This window comes from Pseudomonas sp. NBRC 100443, assembly GCF_030268185.1.
GTDB classification, from domain to species: Bacteria; Pseudomonadota; Gammaproteobacteria; order Pseudomonadales; family Pseudomonadaceae; genus Pseudomonas; species Pseudomonas citronellolis.
The window spans coordinates 70,096-84,582 of record NZ_BSQE01000028.1 but is presented as its reverse complement, the minus strand read 5'-3'; the positions used below and the strand labels follow the sequence as shown (position 1 = coordinate 84,582).

Here is a 14,487-nt window from a genome sequence, read left to right as displayed (position 1 = left end):
CGGTTGGGGTGGACGGTGAAGGCCGGGCCCCGTAGCGCTGGGACCCGGCAGGTACAGCTTAGTGAACGAGCATGCCGGTGAAGACATAGGCCTGCAGCAGGGTGATCACGCCGATCACCGCGGCGAACAGCAGGCTGTGCTTCAGGGTGAAGCGGAACAGGTCGGATTCCTTGCCGACCATGCCGGTGGCGGCGCAGGCCACGGCGATGGATTGCGGCGAGATCATCTTGCCGGTCACACCGCCGGTGGTGTTGGCGGCCACCAGCAGGGTGTCGTTGACGCCGATCTGGTGCGCGGTGGTGCCCTGCAGGGCGCCGAACAGCGCGTTGGACGAGGTGTCCGAGCCGGTCAGGAACACGCCCAGCCAGCCGAGGAACGGCGAGAAGAACGGGAAGGCCGCGCCGGTGCCGGCCAGGACCAGGGCCAGGGTGGTGGACATGCCGGAGAAGTTGGTGACGAAGGCGAAGGCCAGCACCATGCCGATGGACAGCACCGGCCACTTCAGCTCGACCAGGGTTTCCTTGAAAGTGGTCAGACCAGTTTTCGCGGCGATGCGCAGGATGAACATCGAGACGATCGCGGAGATCAGGATCGCGGTGCCGGTGGCGGCCAGCGGGTCGAACTTGAACACGGCCGGCAGCGCGGTGGCGGCGGCAGCGATCGGCGGGCCCTTGAACACCAGTTGGTCCAGGCCCGGGATCGGGAAGTTGAACACCAGGCTGTAGAGCGCGCCGCCGGGCAGGAACATGGCCTTGAACGGCTTCAGCGTCCAGATGGTGACCAGCACGGTGAGCACCAGGAACGGCGACCAGGCCTTGATGATCTCGCCGGTGCTGTAGGGCGAGGGTTCGGAGCGCGGCGCGTTGCCGCCGCCGACCACGGCTGCGCCGCCGGAGACGCCGACCACTTCGACGGCGTTGGCCGGTTGCCAGACTTTCAGGAACAGGGTCAGGCACACCAGGCTGATCAGCGCGGAGGTGATGTCCGGCAGTTCCGGGCCGATGAAGTTGGAGGTGAAGTACTGGCTGACGGCGAAGCTGCCGCCGGCGACCAGCGCGGCCGGCCAGGTTTCCTTCACGCCCTTGAAGCCGTCCATCATGAACACCAGCCAGAACGGCACCAGCAGCGACAGCAGCGGCAGCTGGCGGCCGGCCATGGCGCCGATCTTGAAGGCGTCGATGCCCGAGACCTGGCCGGCGACGATGATCGGAATGCCCAGGGCGCCGAAGGCCACCGGCGCGGTGTTGGCGATCAGGCACAGGCCGGCGGCGTACAGCGGGTTGAAGCCCAGGCCGACGAGCAGGGCGGCGGTGATCGCCACCGGCGCGCCGAAGCCGGCCGCGCCTTCGAGGAAGGCGCCGAAGGAGAAGCCGATCAGCAGCACCTGCAGGCGTTGGTCGGAAGTGATCGACAGGACCGAGCTGCGGATGATCTCGAACTGCCCGCTCTTGACCGTCAGTTTGTACAGGAACACCGCCGCGACGATGATCCAGGCGATCGGCCAGAGGCCGTAGAGGAAGCCGTAGAACGCGGCGCCCAGGGCCTTGCCGACCGGCATGCCGTAGGCGGCGATGGCGACGACGATGGAGAGGATCAGGGTGATGGTGCCGGCGACGTGGCCCTTGAGGCGGAACACGGCCAGCGCCAGGAAGAAGAAGACGATCGGGATCACGGCGACCAGCGCGGACAGGCCGAGGCTGCCGAGCGGGGTATAGATCTGCTGCCAGGTTTGCATGCTGTTTTGGCTCCTAATTGTTTTTTGATTGGAGTCTAGTCTTGCGCCGTGTCGTGGGTTTGGCGCCGCCCCGGGCGGGGTTGGCGGCAGGCGGACGACCGTCTCGGCGGATCTCGCGAAAATTGGTAATACCAATTTACAAAAGCGAGCGCTCAGAGTAAAAGCATCCCTGTAGGCTGTCAATTTGCGGCGCTACAACTTTTGTCGGACCGGGCGATCCCGGCGATCGTCGGGCTTGTTGTGTCGGGTGCCGCTGGTTAGGCTGCCGCCCCTGCGAAACGGGGCCTTCCGCCAGGCGGGCCGAGAGGTGGGGAAAAGATGGCTTTCAATCAGGTACGGCAGCGCCGCTTGTCGGACGATATCGTCGAGCGTCTGGAGGCGATGATCCTCGAGGGCACGCTGAAGGCGGGCGAACGCCTGCCGGCCGAGCGGGTGCTGGCCGAGCAGTTCGGCGTGTCGCGGCCTTCGCTGCGCGAGGCGATCCAGAAGCTGGTGGCCAAGGGGCTGCTGGTCAGCCGCCAGGGCGGCGGCAACTATGTCGCGCAGTCCCTGGGCTCGACCTTCAGCGACCCGTTGCTGCACCTGCTGGAGAGCAACCCCGAGGCGCAGCGCGACCTGCTGGAGTTCCGCCACACCCTGGAAGGCTCCTGCGCCTACTACGCCGCGCTGCGCGCCACCGAGGTGGACCACCAGCGCCTGACCAGCGCCTTCGAGACGCTGCAGGCCTGCTATCAGCGCAACGACAAGGTCAGCGAGGAGGAGGGGGCGGCCGACGCCAGCTTCCACCTGGCCATCGCCGAGGCCAGCCACAACACCGTGCTGCTGCACACCATCCGCGGCCTGTTCGACCTGCTCAAGCACAACGTGGTGACCAACATCGGCGGCATGTACGCCCAGCGCACGGAAACCCGCGAGCAACTGATGAGCCAGCACCGCGAGCTGTACGACGCGATCATGCAGGGCCGGGCGGAAGAGGCGCGGGAGATTTCCCACCGGCACATTTCCTATGTGCGGGAAGTGCTGGAGGAGGCACAGGACGAAGTGCGGCGCCTGGAGCGGGCGCAGCGCAGGCTGGGGGTTTGACGGCAGGAACCTGCAGGAGCGAGCAAGCTCGCTCCTACGAAAAGCGGGGGCTGGCGTCAGCTTCGTAGGATGGGTTGAGCCTTGGCGAAACCCATGCGGTCATGGCGATGGGTATCGCTTCGCTCCACCCATCCTACGAAAAGCCTGGCGTCAGTCGTCCTTGCCGTGCCGCATGGCGCGCTGGATCTCGCGATTGGAATCGCGTTCCTTCTCGGTGTCGCGCTTGTCGTATTCCTTCTTGCCCTTGGCCAGCGCGATCTCGCACTTGATCAGGTGCTTCTTCCAGTACATCGACAGCGCCACGCAGGCGTAGCCCTTCTGCTGCACCGCGCCGAACAGCTTGCCCAGCTCGCGCTTGTGCAGCAGCAGCTTGCGCGTGCGCACCGGGTCGGCGATCACGTGGGTGCTGGCAGTGGTCAGCGGGGTGATGTGGCTGCCCAGCAGCCAGGCCTCGCCGTCCTTGAGCAGGACGTAGCTGTCGACCAGCTGGGCCTTGCCGGCGCGCAGGCTCTTGACCTCCCAGCCGGCCAGGGCGATGCCCGCCTCGAAGCGTTGCTCGATGAAGTAGTCGTGCAGAGCCTTCTTGTTCTGCGCGATGGTCCCCTGGGGGTGTTTCTTCTGTTTAGCCATAGGCCGCGCATTATAGGGAGTCGCTCGTCGCGCCGCCATCGGGGACGACCAATTCCGGGTGCGGCGGGATGCGCGCTTGAGGGTGGGTGGCTAATCTCGGAGAATGCGCGCTGTTTTTCGTACCGTTGGAGGCCGGTTCGCCGGCGTCCGCCACTGAAGAAGCGAGACCCCTATGAGCACGCATATCCAGCGTTCGGCCCTGCTGCCCTATCCCGCGAAGGCGCTGTACGACCTGGTCAACGATGTGGCGCGCTACCCGGAGTTCCTGCCCTGGTGCTCGGCGAGCAAGGTGCTGGAGGAAAGCGAAACGGCGATGCGCGCCGAGCTCAGTGTGGCCAAGGGCAACCTGTCGCAGCGCTTCAGCACGCGCAACGTGCTGGTGCCCGGGCAGAGCATCGAGATGAACCTCGAGGACGGCCCGTTCTCCGAGCTGCACGGCGTGTGGACCTTCAAGGCCCTGGGCGACAAGGCCTGCAAGATCACCCTGGACCTGACCTTCGATTACGCCGGCGCCCTGGTCAAGGCGACCCTCGGGCCGCTGTTCACCCAGGCGGCCAACACCATGGTCGACGCCTTCTGCCAGCGCGCCAAGCAGCTGTATGGCTGATAAGCGCAGCATCGCCATCGAGGTGGTCTGCGCGCTGCCCGAGCGCCAGCGCCTGCTGCGCCTGAGCGTGCCCTACGGCACGCGGGTGCGCGAAGCGGTGAGGTTGTCCGGCATCGCTGCGCAGTTCCCCGAGCTGGACGTGCTCGACAGCCCGCTGGGCATCTTCGGCAAGGCGGTCGCCGATCCGGACGGCCGGGTGCTGGAGGAGGGCGAGCGGGTGGAAATCTACCGGCCGCTGATCGCCGACCCCAAGGAAGTGCGCAAGCAGCGCGCCGCCCGCGCCAGGGCGGGCAAGCGCTGAGCGAAACACGCGGACATGAAAAAGCCCGGTCGATGCCGGGCTTTTTCATGGATGTGCCGATTACTGCGGATTGGTTTCCAGCGGTTCCGGCGTGGGCACGGCGACCGGCTTGGCCTCGTCGACTTCGCGCTGCAGCTGTTCTTCCACCGAGCCCGGCTTGGCCGGCTCTTCCTTGGGCTGCTCCGGCTTCTGCTGTTGCGGCTGCTCGGGCGAGGCCGGGGTGGATTCCTTGCCGAGGATGGCCTCGTCGCGGCTGACGCCCGGGCGGAAGTCGCCGTTCAGGCCGATCAACTGGTCGTTGCCGTTGAACATCAGGCTGACGCGCTCCTGCTGGCGCTGGCCGCCGCCGGGCTGGATGCTGTACAGGTAGTCCCAGCGGTCGGGGTGGAAGGTATCCACGATCAGCGGGTTGCCCATGATGAAACGCACCTGCCGACGGGTCATTCCCGGCTTCAGTTGGTCTATCATGTCTTGTGTTACGACGTTGCCTTGCTGGATGTCGATCTTGTAGACCCCCGGGAACGAACAACCGGCGAGTGCGGCTAGTCCCATTGCGAATGCGAGACTGGTCAGCATGAGCTTGGTGTTTTGCATCGGGGGGTGACTTCCACTATCTTGGCTGGGCGACGAAACCCCGATCATACCCGCATTGAAGGATGCTGCGAAGCATTCCGCGCCGAGAAAGCACACATGGTTGAAAATAGCGAACTGCGCAAGGCCGGCCTGAAAGTCACCCTGCCGCGCGTCAAGATCCTGCAGATGCTCGATTCCGCCGAGCAACGCCACATGAGCGCCGAGGACGTCTACAAGGCGCTGATGGAGGCTGGCGAGGATGTCGGCCTGGCCACCGTGTACCGCGTGTTGACCCAATTCGAGGCAGCCGGCCTGGTGGTGCGCCACAACTTCGACGGCGGCCATGCCGTGTTCGAGCTGGCCGACAGCGGCCACCACGACCACATGGTCTGCGTGGATACCGGCGAGGTCATCGAGTTCATGGACAGCGAGATCGAGAAGCGCCAGAAGGAAATCGTCAAGGAGCGCGGCTTCGAGCTGGTGGACCACAACCTGGTCCTGTACGTGCGCAAGAAGAAATAAGTAGCCTTGCAACGAACGGAAAACGGCGGCCCTGGGGCCGCCGTTTTCATTTTCAGGGGAATTTCAGGTGAGATTGGCGCGTAGGCGCAACTGTCTGCGCCGAGGCGCTTTTCGTAGGATGGGTTGAGCTTGCGAAACCCATGCGGTGGTGGTGATGGGTATCGCTTCGCTCAACACCATCCTACGAAAAGCCATGCTCGCTCATGCGGTAGGAGCGGACCTTGTCCGCGATAGTCGGAGGTCTCGGCGCGATTCGCGGATGAGATCCGCTCCTACAGGTTGCCCATGCGCCGTGCCCTTGTAGGAGCGCGCCCTGCGCGCGAATCGCAGGCAGGGCCTGCTCCTACAGTCAGCCCGAGGCGTGGCATTTCCCCGTAGGAGCGGACCTTGTCCGCGATAGCCGCGCATCGCGGCGCGATTTGCGGTTTTTCAGCCCTGCAGCGCCCGGTCCACCATCTTGCGGGCGTGGGCCAGGGATTCCTTGGTCATGTCCACGCCGCCGAGCATGCGGGCGATCTCTTCTATGCGTTCGGCCTTCTTCAGGTTGGCTACCGCGGTGCGGGTTTCGCTGCTGCCGCGTTCCTTGTGCACGAACAGGTGCTGGTGGCCCTGGGCCGCGACCTGCGGCAGGTGGGTGACGGTCAGCACCTGGCCGCCTTCGCCCAGGCGGCGCAGCAGTTGGCCGACCACTTCCGCGGTGGGGCCGCCGATGCCGACGTCCACTTCGTCGAAGACCAGGGTGGGCGTGCGCGATGTTTGCGCGGTGATCACCTGGATGGCCAGGCTGATGCGCGACAGTTCGCCGCCGGAGGCGACCCGCGCCAGGCCCTTGAGCGGCTGCCCGGGGTTGGCGCTGACCAGGAATTCCAGCTGCTCCAGGCCGTTGGCCTGGGGCTCGTCGGCGGGGGCGTCGCTCAGTTCGATGGCGAAGCGCCCGCCAGGCATGCCCAGGCGCTGCATTTCCGTCTCCACCAGGGTGGCCAGCTGCGGGGCGGCCTGGCGGCGCAGGGCGCTGAGTTCCGCGGCTTTTTCCTGGTAATGGCGCTCGTAGGCGGCCAGTTCCTCGCCCAGGCGTTCCGCGGCTTCGTCGTCGGCGTTCAGCGCTTCCAGTTCCTCCAGCAGGCGCTGTTGCAGGGCTTGCAGGTCGTGGGGCTGCACGCGGTGCTTGCGGGCCAGGCTGTAGATGGCGTCCATGCGTTCTTCCAGTAGCTGCAGGCGGCTGGGGTCGGCATCGAAGTTGTCGACGAAACGGTTCAGCTCGCCCACCGCTTCCTCTACCTGGATCTGCGCGCTGGACAGCAGGTTGACCGCCTCGGCCAGCGCCGCGGGCTGGCTCTGGAAGGCGGTCAGGCGGTTGAGGCTGGCGGTCAGCACCGACAACACGTTGCCGGCGTCGCTTTCGCTGCACATGTCCACCACCTGGCGGCAGGCGCCGATCAGCGCGCCGGCGTTGCTCAGGGTCTTGTGCTCGGCCTCCAGCGCCTCCAGTTCGTTCTCGCCCAGGGCCAGGTTCTCCAGTTCGTCCAACTGGTAGCTGAGCAACTGGTGGCGGGCGCGCTGTTCGTCGCTGCTGCGCGACAGGCGGTCGAGTTCGTGGTGCGTCTGTTTCCAGCGCTGCGCGGCCAGCTGTACCTGGCGCGCCAGGTCCTGGCTGCCGGCGTATTCGTCGAGCAGGCGGCGGTGGGTGTCGGCCTTGAGCAGCGACTGGTGCTCGTGCTGGCTGTGGATATCGATCAGCAGCTCGCCCAGGGCCTTGAGGTCGCCCAGGGTGCAGGGCGTGCCGTTGATGTAGCCGCGCGAGCGGCCTTCGGCGGTGATCACCCGGCGCAGGATGCACGGGCCGTCCTGCTCCAGGTCGCGCTCGGCGAGCCAGTCGCGGGCCTCGGCGATGGCGCCGACGTCGAAGCTGGCGAGGATGTCGGCCTTGTCCGCGCCGGGGCGCACCACGCCGCTGTCGGCGCGGTCGCCCAGGGCCAGGCCGAGGGCGTCGAGCATGATCGACTTGCCGGCGCCGGTCTCGCCGGTGATCACGGTCATGCCGGCGGCGAGCTCGAGATCGAGGTGCTCGACGATGGCGTAGTTGTGCACGGAGAGATGAACCAGCATGGAGGCGGCTCCGGTGAAAAGGTCTGTTTATTTATACAGTATTTTTTGCCGCTGGCAATTCATCGCCCGCCCCTTGAACCGGCGCAAATGGCCCCCATATAGCCGGCAGAGCCGCGAGCCATTGGGTTCGCTTTGTTTTCAAAGGCTTTTTCTTTTTTAGGAGAGTGGCATGTCTGACGAGCAACAGACTCAGGATTCGCACCTGAACGAGCAGCCGGAACAGGTTGCCGGCGACGACCTGAACGCCCGCGTGCTGGACCTCGAGGAACAGCTGGCCGCGGCCAAGGACCAGAGCCTGCGCGTCGCCGCCGAGCTGCAGAACGTGCGCCGTCGCGCCGAACAGGATATCGAGAAGGCGCACAAGTTCGCCCTGGAGAAGTTCTCCGGCGACCTGCTGCCGGTGGTCGACACCCTGGAGCGCGCGCTGGAGATGTCCAGCCCGGACGACGAGGCGATCAAGCCGATGCGCGAAGGCATCGAGCTGACCCTCAAGATGTTCCACGACACCCTCAAGCGCTACAACCTGGAGCCGGTCGACCCCCACGGCGAGCCGTTCAACCCCGAGCACCACCAGGCGATGGCGATGGAGGAGAGCGTTCACCTGGAGCCCGGCAGCGTGGTCAAGGTGTTCCAGAAGGGCTACCTGCTCAACGGTCGCCTGCTGCGCCCGGCCATGGTCGTGGTCAGCAAGGCACCCGAGCAAACCCCGCCTTCGATCGACGAGAAGGCTTGAAATCCGCCACCCGGTCCCCATCTGGGTAATCAACCGAGCACAAGGTCCGCAGCGGGATCAGCACGGAATCTAATTTCTGGAGAGTGAATATGGGCAAAATCATTGGTATCGACCTGGGGACCACCAACTCCTGCGTCTCCATCCTGGAAAACGGCAGCGTCAAGGTGATCGAGAACGCCGAAGGCGCTCGCACCACCCCGTCGATCATCGGCTACGCCAACGACGGCGAGATCCTGGTCGGCCAGCCGGCCAAGCGCCAGGCTGTCACCAACCCGAAGAACACCCTGTACGCGGTGAAGCGCCTGATCGGCCGTCGCTTCGAAGAAGACGTCGTGCAGAAAGACATCAAGATGGTGCCGTACAGCATCGTCAAGGCTGACAACGGCGACGCCTGGGTCGAAGCCAAGGGCCAGAAGATGGCCCCGCCGCAGGTTTCCGCCGAAGTCCTGAAGAAGATGAAGAAGACCGCCGAGGACTACCTGGGCGAGCCGGTCACCGAAGCGGTCATCACCGTGCCGGCCTACTTCAACGACAGCCAGCGCCAGGCCACCAAGGACGCCGGCCGCATCGCCGGCCTGGACGTCAAGCGCATCATCAACGAGCCGACCGCGGCTGCGCTGGCCTACGGTCTGGACAAGGCCAAGGGCGACCACACCATCATCGTCTACGACCTGGGCGGCGGTACCTTCGACGTCTCGGTGATCGAGATCGCCGAAGTCGACGGCGAGCACCAGTTCGAAGTGCTGGCCACCAACGGCGACACCTTCCTCGGTGGCGAAGACTTCGACCTGCGCCTGATCGACTACCTCGTCGACGAGTTCAAGAAAGAGACCGGCATGGACCTCAAGGGCGACCCGCTGGCCATGCAGCGCCTGAAAGAGGCTGCCGAGAAGGCCAAGATCGAGCTGTCCTCGACCCAGCAGACCGACGTCAACCTGCCGTACATCACCGCCGACGCCAGCGGCCCGAAACACCTGAACGTCAAGGTGTCCCGCGCCAAGCTGGAGTCCCTGGTGGAAGACCTGGTGCAGCGCACCATCGAGCCCTGCCGCGTGGCCCTGAAGGACGCCGGCCTGGACGTGTCGAAGATCGACGAAGTGATCCTCGTCGGCGGCCAGACCCGCATGCCGCTGGTGCAGAAGACCGTCGCCGAGTTCTTCGGCAAGGAAGCGCGCAAGGACGTCAACCCGGACGAAGCCGTGGCCATGGGTGCCGCCATCCAGGGCGCCGTGCTGGCCGGCGACGTCAAGGACGTGCTGCTGCTCGACGTCACCCCGCTGACCCTGGGCATCGAGACCCTGGGTGGCGTGATGACCGCGCTGATCGACAAGAACACCACCATCCCGACCAAGAAGTCGCAGGTGTTCTCCACCGCCGACGACAACCAGGGCGCCGTGACCATCCACGTGCTGCAGGGCGAGCGCAAGCAGGCCGCGCAGAACAAGTCCCTGGGCAAGTTCGACCTGGCCGATATCCCGCCGGCGCCGCGCGGCGTGCCGCAGATCGAAGTGACCTTCGACATCGACGCCAACGGCATCCTGCACGTGTCCGCCAAGGACAAGGCTACCGGCAAGCAGCAGTCCATCGTGATCAAGGCCTCTTCGGGCCTGTCCGAGGACGAGATCCAGCAGATGGTGCGCGATGCCGAGGCCAACGCCGAGGAAGACCGCAAGTTCGAGGAACTGGCCGCCGCCCGCAACCAGGGCGATGCGCTGGTCCACGCGACTCGCAAGATGGTTACCGAGGCTGGCGACAAGGCCACCGCCGAGGAGAAGGCTGCCATCGAGAAGGCGCTGGCCGACCTGGAAGCCGCCGTGAAGGGCGACGACAAGGCCGAGATCGAAGCGAAGATGAACGCGCTGTCCCAGGCGTCCACCCCGCTGGCGCAGAAGATGTACGCCGAGCAACCGCAGCCGGGCGCCGAAGCCCAGTCCGGCGATGCTGACCACAAGGCCGGCGACGACGTGGTCGACGCCGAGTTCGAAGAGGTCAAGGAGAACAAGTAAGCCTCGTGCAAGCTTGCGCTCCGGCGCACCGACCAGCGTGTCGGTGCGCATGAAACGTCACGCGGGGGCTTGCTCCCGCGTCGGCGTGTCTGGGGGAGAGGTTTTCAAGGTGCAAAGAATTTATGGCCAAACGTGATTTCTACGAGGTACTGGGTGTCGAGCGTGGCGCCAGCGAGTCGGACCTGAAGAAGGCCTACCGCCGGCTGGCCATGAAGTACCACCCGGACCGCAATCCCGGCGACAAGGAAGCCGAGGATAAATTCAAGGAGGCCAACGAGGCGTACGAGATCCTGTCCGACGCCAGCAGGCGCGCGGCCTACGATCAGTACGGCCACGCCGGCGTCGACCCGCAGATGGGCGGCGGTGGCGCCGGCTTCGGCGGCGCGAGCTTCTCGGACATCTTCGGCGACGTCTTCAGCGACTTCTTCGGTGGCGGCGGCGGTGGCCGTGGCGGCCGCGGCGGCCCGCAGCGCGGCGCCGACCTGCGCTACACCCTGGACCTGGACCTGGAAGACGCGGTCCGCGGCACCACTGTGACCATCCGCGTGCCGACCCTGGTCGGCTGCAAGACCTGCAGCGGCAGCGGCGCCAAGCCCGGCACCTCGCCGGTCACCTGCACCACCTGCGGCGGCATCGGCCAGGTGCGCATGCAGCAGGGCTTCTTCTCGGTGCAGCAGACCTGCCCGCGCTGCCATGGCAGCGGCAAGATGATCAGCGACCCCTGTGGCACCTGCCATGGCCAGGGCCGCGTGGAAGAGCAGAAGACGCTGTCGGTCAAGGTGCCGGCCGGCGTCGACACCGGCGACCGCATCCGCCTCACCGGCGAGGGCGAGGCCGGGGCCCATGGCGGCCCGGCGGGCGACCTCTACGTGGTGGTCAACGTGCGCGAGCACGACATCTTCCAGCGCGACGGCAAGCACCTGTACTGCGAAGTGCCGATCAGCTTCGCCGACGCCGCCCTGGGCGGCGAGCTGGAAGTGCCGACGCTGGATGGCCGGGTGAAGCTGAAGATCCCGGAAGGCACCCAGACCGGCAAGCTGTTCCGCCTGCGCGGCAAGGGCGTGGCCCCGGTGCGCGGCGGTGGCGCCGGCGACCTGATGTGCCGCGTGGTGGTCGAGACCCCGGTGAACCTGGACAAGCGCCAGCGCGAACTGCTCGAGGAGTTCCGCAGCAGCCTGCAGGGCGACACCTCCCACTCGCCCCGCGCCAGTGGCTGGTTCGAAGGCATGAAGCGCTTCTTCGACGATTTATAAGTGATGGGCTGGAAGCTCGAAGCTGGAGGCTTGAAGCGGGCCGGCTCGGGCTTCCGGCTTCTGGCTTCCAGCTTGGAGCTTTCTGTTATGCGACGTATAGCCGTAATGGGCGCCGCCGGGCGCATGGGCAAGAACCTGATCGAGGCGGTGCAGCAGACCAACGGCAGCGCCGGCCTGACTGCCGCCATCGATCGCCCGGACAGCACCCTGGTGGGCGCCGACGCCGGTGAACTGGCCGGCCTGGGGCGCATCGGCGTGCCGCTGTCGGGCGACCTGGCGAAGGTGGTCGACGAGTTCGACGTGCTGATCGACTTCACCCATCCCACCGTGACCCTGAAGAACCTGGAAGTCTGCCGCAAGGCCGGCAAGGCCATGGTCATCGGCACCACCGGTTTCTCCGTGGAAGAGAAGGCCCTGCTGGCCGAGGCCGCCAAGGATATTCCGATCGTCTTCGCCGCCAACTACAGCGTCGGCGTGAACCTCTGCCTGAAGCTGCTGGACACCGCTGCCCGCGTGCTGGGCGACGAAGTGGACATCGAGATCATCGAAGCCCACCACCGGCACAAGGTCGACGCGCCGTCCGGCACCGCCTTGCGCATGGGCGAGGTGGTGGCCAATGCCCTGGGGCGTGATCTGGAGAAAGTGGCGGTCTACGGTCGCGAGGGCCAGACCGGCGCCCGCGAGCGCGAGACCATCGGTTTCGCCACCGTGCGCGCCGGCGACGTGGTGGGCGACCACACCGTGCTGTTCGCCGCCGAGGGCGAGCGCGTGGAGATCACCCACAAGGCCTCCAGCCGCATGACCTTCGCCCGCGGCGCGGTGCGTGCGGCGCTGTGGCTGGAAGGGCAGGGCAGCGGCCTGTACGACATGCAGGACGTGCTCGGGCTGCGCTGAGCGCCTGCCGCGCGTCGGCATGACGGGGCAAAAATGACCCAGCGGTAGCGTTACGCGTCGTGCAAAAGGTGGACCATTATGTCGCGTTTCTGTAAACTACAGATTTAGTGTGTCCACTAAAAGCAGCGCAGCATGAACCATATAAAAAGCGGGATGACCTCTTCTGATGTCATCCCGCTTTTTTACAACCTGCGCACGCCCAGCCAGGCTTGATTCACGGGAGGTCTTCTTGACTAAGCCAGCCATACTTGCACTTGCCGACGGCAGCATTTTTCGCGGTGAAGCCATCGGTGCCGACGGCCAGACCGTCGGCGAGGTGGTGTTCAACACCGCCATGACCGGCTACCAGGAAATCCTTACCGATCCTTCCTATGCCCAGCAGATCGTCACCCTGACCTATCCGCACATCGGCAACACCGGGACCACCCCGGAAGACGCCGAAGCCAACCGCGTCTGGGCCGCCGGCCTGATCATCCGCGACCTGCCGCTGCTGGCCAGCAGCTGGCGCAACAAGCAGTCGCTGCCCGACTACCTGAAGGAAAACGGCACCGTCGCCATCGCCGGCATCGACACCCGCCGCCTGACGCGCATCCTGCGCGAGAAGGGCTCGCAGAACGGCTGCATCCTCGCCGGCGACGACGCCACCGAGGAGAAGGCGCTGGAGCTGGCGCGTTCCTTCCCGGGCCTGAAAGGCATGGACCTGGCCAAGGTGGTGTCTTCCACCGAGCGCTACGAGTGGCGCTCCAGCGTGTGGAACCTGGAAACCGACAGCCACCCGGAAATCCCCGCCGCCGAGCTGCCCTACCACGTGGTCGCCTACGACTTCGGCGTCAAGCTGAACATCCTGCGCATGCTGGTGGCCCGCGGCTGCCGCCTGACCGTGGTGCCGGCGCAGACCCCGGCCAGCGAAGTGCTGGCGCTGAACCCGGACGGCATCTTCCTCTCCAACGGCCCCGGCGACCCCGAGCCGTGCGACTACGCCATCCAGGCCATCCGCGAGTTCCTCGACACCGAGATCCCGGTCTTCGGCATCTGCCTCGGTCACCAACTGCTGGCCCTGGCGTCGGGCGCCAGGACCATGAAGATGGGCCACGGCCACCACGGCGCCAACCACCCGGTGCAGGACCTGGATACCGGCGTGGTGATGATCACCAGCCAGAACCACGGCTTCGCGGTGGACGAGGAAACCCTGCCGGGCAATCTGCGCGCCACCCACAAGTCGCTGTTCGACGGCACCCTGCAGGGCATCGAGCGCACCGACAAGGTGGCCTTCAGCTTCCAGGGCCACCCGGAAGCCAGCCCCGGCCCGCACGACGTGGCGCCGCTGTTCGACCGTTTCATCTCGGCCATGGCCGAGCGTCGCTGAGAGCTGCGAAGAGGTAAGCGAAGATGATGCCGACCCTGGGAATCACCGACCTGTGGACCTACGTCCTGGGTACGCTGTTCATCGTCCTGCTGCCGGGCCCGAACTCGCTGTTCGTGCTGGCCACCGCCGCCCAGCGTGGCGTCGGCGCCGGCTACCGGGCGGCCAGCGCGGTGTTCCTGGGCGATGCCATCCTGATGCTGCTCTCGGCCCTGGGCATCGCCTCGCTGCTCAAGGCCGAGCCGGTGCTGTTCCTCGGCCTGAAGTACGCCGGCGCCGCCTACCTGTTCTACCTGGGCCTGGGCATGCTCCGCGGCGGCTTGCAGAAGCTGCGCCAGCCGCTGGAACAGGCCGCCCCGGCGAAGGAAGTGGACGTCGCCCAGCCGTTCCGCAAGGCGCTGCTGCTGAGCCTGTCGAACCCCAAGGCGATCCTCTTCTTCGTGTCCTTCTTCATCCAGTTCGTCGACCCGGGCTATGCCTACCCCGGCGTGTCGTTCCTGGTGCTGGGCACGATCCTCGAGGTCATCAGCGCCCTCTACCTCAGCTTCCTGATCTTTTCCGGTGTGCGCCTGGCGGCCTGGTTCCGCCGCCGGCAACGACTGGCGGCCGGCGCCTCGAGCGGCGTCGGCGCCCTGTTCGTCGGCTTCGGCGTGAAGCTGGCCAGCGCAACCCTTTCCTGAA

14 protein-coding genes are annotated in these 14,487 nt (G+C 66.1%); 10 read left to right on the top strand and 4 right to left on the bottom strand.

Annotated features, from left to right (window positions below; translation table 11 throughout):
- Positions 1-58: 58 nt before the first annotated feature.
- Entirely contained in the window at positions 59-1,735 is a 1,677-nt protein-coding gene (locus tag QSJ95_RS28220) for a lactate permease LctP family transporter (protein ID WP_269962322.1), read from the bottom strand.
- A 318-nt stretch (positions 1,736-2,053) separates the two neighbouring features.
- Here QSJ95_RS28220 and QSJ95_RS28215 point away from each other — a divergent pair, with 318 nt between their 5' ends.
- Positions 2,054-2,818: an FCD domain-containing protein gene (locus tag QSJ95_RS28215; RefSeq protein ID WP_009613080.1), complete on the top strand. Its 765-nt coding sequence runs from the start codon at positions 2,054-2,056 to the stop codon at positions 2,816-2,818.
- Between the two features lie 150 nt (positions 2,819-2,968).
- Here the strand turns inward: QSJ95_RS28215 and smpB are convergent, their stop codons facing one another.
- Positions 2,969-3,448, bottom strand: coding sequence for an SsrA-binding protein SmpB (gene smpB / locus QSJ95_RS28210; protein ID WP_043268990.1), 480 nt, complete (start codon positions 3,446-3,448; stop codon positions 2,969-2,971).
- Positions 3,449-3,620: 172 nt separating this feature from the next.
- On the opposite strand from smpB, the gene QSJ95_RS28205 reads away from it, so the two are divergent.
- Together QSJ95_RS28205 and QSJ95_RS28200 are read left to right on the top strand one after the other, a co-directional pair.
- Positions 3,621-4,055, top strand: a complete 435-nt coding sequence (locus tag QSJ95_RS28205) for a type II toxin-antitoxin system RatA family toxin (protein WP_043268992.1) — start codon at positions 3,621-3,623, stop codon at positions 4,053-4,055.
- Positions 4,048-4,356: an RnfH family protein gene (locus tag QSJ95_RS28200; RefSeq protein ID WP_069863292.1), complete on the top strand. Its 309-nt coding sequence runs from the start codon at positions 4,048-4,050 to the stop codon at positions 4,354-4,356. The genes QSJ95_RS28205 and QSJ95_RS28200 overlap by 8 nt, the downstream gene beginning before the upstream one ends.
- Before the next feature lie 60 nt (positions 4,357-4,416).
- Here the strand turns inward: QSJ95_RS28200 and QSJ95_RS28195 are convergent, their stop codons facing one another.
- Positions 4,417-4,950 carry an outer membrane protein assembly factor BamE gene (locus QSJ95_RS28195; RefSeq protein WP_043268997.1) on the bottom strand — a complete coding sequence of 178 codons (534 nt, stop codon included), beginning with the start codon at positions 4,948-4,950 and terminating at the stop codon, positions 4,417-4,419.
- Between the two features lie 96 nt (positions 4,951-5,046).
- Between QSJ95_RS28195 and fur the strand changes: the two genes are divergently transcribed.
- A complete protein-coding gene (fur, locus tag QSJ95_RS28190; RefSeq protein ID WP_009613072.1) occupies positions 5,047-5,451 on the top strand; it encodes a ferric iron uptake transcriptional regulator in 405 nt (134 codons plus the stop codon).
- 429 nt (positions 5,452-5,880) lie between these two features.
- Here the strand turns inward: fur and recN are convergent, their stop codons facing one another.
- Positions 5,881-7,557: a DNA repair protein RecN gene (recN, locus tag QSJ95_RS28185; protein WP_285646864.1), complete on the bottom strand. Its 1,677-nt coding sequence runs from the start codon at positions 7,555-7,557 to the stop codon at positions 5,881-5,883.
- 169 nt (positions 7,558-7,726) lie between these two features.
- Here recN and grpE point away from each other — a divergent pair, with 169 nt between their 5' ends.
- The 6 genes from grpE (at position 7,727) to leuE (ending at position 14,486) form a co-directional block, all read left to right on the top strand.
- Positions 7,727-8,290, top strand: coding sequence for a nucleotide exchange factor GrpE (gene grpE / locus QSJ95_RS28180; RefSeq protein WP_009613068.1), 564 nt, complete (start codon positions 7,727-7,729; stop codon positions 8,288-8,290).
- 89 nt (positions 8,291-8,379) lie between these two features.
- Positions 8,380-10,296 carry a molecular chaperone DnaK gene (dnaK, locus tag QSJ95_RS28175; protein WP_009613067.1) on the top strand — a complete coding sequence of 639 codons (1,917 nt, stop codon included), beginning with the start codon at positions 8,380-8,382 and terminating at the stop codon, positions 10,294-10,296.
- Between the two features lie 122 nt (positions 10,297-10,418).
- Positions 10,419-11,549 carry a molecular chaperone DnaJ gene (gene dnaJ, locus QSJ95_RS28170; protein WP_009613066.1) on the top strand — a complete coding sequence of 377 codons (1,131 nt, stop codon included), beginning with the start codon at positions 10,419-10,421 and terminating at the stop codon, positions 11,547-11,549.
- Between the two features lie 87 nt (positions 11,550-11,636).
- On the top strand, positions 11,637-12,443 hold the full coding sequence (gene dapB / locus QSJ95_RS28165; protein ID WP_009613065.1) for a 4-hydroxy-tetrahydrodipicolinate reductase: 807 nt from the start codon (positions 11,637-11,639) through the stop codon (positions 12,441-12,443).
- A 229-nt stretch (positions 12,444-12,672) separates the two neighbouring features.
- On the top strand, positions 12,673-13,809 hold the full coding sequence (gene carA, locus QSJ95_RS28160) for a glutamine-hydrolyzing carbamoyl-phosphate synthase small subunit (RefSeq protein WP_285646860.1): 1,137 nt from the start codon (positions 12,673-12,675) through the stop codon (positions 13,807-13,809).
- 26 nt (positions 13,810-13,835) lie between these two features.
- A complete protein-coding gene (leuE, locus tag QSJ95_RS28155; protein WP_099049140.1) occupies positions 13,836-14,486 on the top strand; it encodes a leucine efflux protein LeuE in 651 nt (216 codons plus the stop codon).
- The last annotated feature ends 1 nt before the right edge of the window (position 14,487 follow it).